Source organism: Oleiphilus sp. HI0117, from assembly GCF_001635235.1.
Genome location: NZ_LWGA01001115.1, coordinates 1 through 1272, shown reverse-complemented (window position 1 = coordinate 1272; position 1272 = coordinate 1). Strand labels below are relative to the sequence as shown.

Genomic DNA, 1272 nt, shown 5'->3' with positions numbered 1-1272 from the left:
TCACTCGTTGACCAGTCGGTGTCTTCTTTCTGAAAAGAGATGAAAAAGTCGTTGGTGTAATCAACATTACCTGTTGTAGAGTTTCTCTGCCCAACATCAAGAGTCTTATAGTCTGCAAGGTCATAACAGTAAAAACCCGAATTACAATCCGTTGCACCTCCACTTTGATCATTACCTACACCAAAATACTTAGCACGAGTATTATCGACATCGCCACTTAAGTTAAGCATCGATGCTTGGTAATCATCGCCAAAGAAATCAGTAATCGTAGCGCCAACGTTACCAGAAATACTATCAAAGTCACCGCTAAGCTGACCACGAGCTTCACCAAAGCCCAAACGAAAGCCTACAAGCTCATCGGTAGCGTCTTTGGCAATTTCGAAATACGGATCATTTACTTCAAAAGGAATAATATCGTTTACCGCGTAAGTTTGCCCATCTAGCTGAACTTGAGCGGCATCAGTAGATATAGAACCAAATGCTAGGTTAGTAGCAGAGAAGTCAGCGCCTAACTCACCATCTCTTTCGTATTTACCTAACTCAACATTATTAATGTTCATCTGCATTTTTGATTCCATACCCAATGTAACGCGGGTATAGCTATTCGAGCCTATTTGATCAATATCAAAGGCAACAGCGGCTTGGCCAGAGTATTGACTCAGCTCATCATCAGCAATGGGCTTAAGCTCAGCCACTACATCAACTGAGGCTACAGCCAAAACTGTAAAAAATAATTTTTTCAACCGATTTCCCATACCTGCGGAATTACCTATTCAAGTTCCATTAACGAATTGTTCGGCGACCCAAAATCTACAACTAAAACTCTATTGCTTTGTCTTTGTATTATTTTTTATAAGCGAATGTAACTATATATATTTATCTAAAAGAATGCTGTGCACTCAATCACAGCTACTTCAACTAAGACATCACACTCCGCTGCATGTCCCGAAAAATGGGGGTTCAGAAATGTAAACAAATGCAATAAAACAGATAGTGTTATTGTATTAGCTGAATGCAGGTAGCGGGCTATGCATATTTATCCCCTAACTACACGAAAGCGTTTCTTCAGACTAAGGCTTTTATTTAGACAATAAAAAAACCCCAGCAGGATGACCTACTGGGGTTTCTAATAGAAGCCTGACGATGACCTACTCTCACATGGGACCTCCCACACTACCATCGGCGATGCTTCGTTTCACTTCTGAGTTCGGGATGGGATCAGGTGGTTCCAAAGCTCTATGGTCGTCAGACAAAACTTCGGTTGCTGATACT

The 1272-nt window shown here is 41.1% G+C and carries 1 protein-coding gene and 1 rRNA gene; both read right to left on the bottom strand.

Annotated elements, in window-relative coordinates:
* The coding region (locus tag A3757_RS20020) for a DUF6160 family protein (protein ID WP_156506444.1) at nucleotides 1–743 on the bottom strand (743 nt) is incomplete at its 3' end.
* A 392-nt stretch (nucleotides 744–1135) separates the two neighbouring features.
* A 5S ribosomal RNA gene (gene rrf / locus A3757_RS20015) occupies nucleotides 1136–1250 on the bottom strand.
* Nucleotides 1251–1272: the final 22 nt, after the last annotated feature.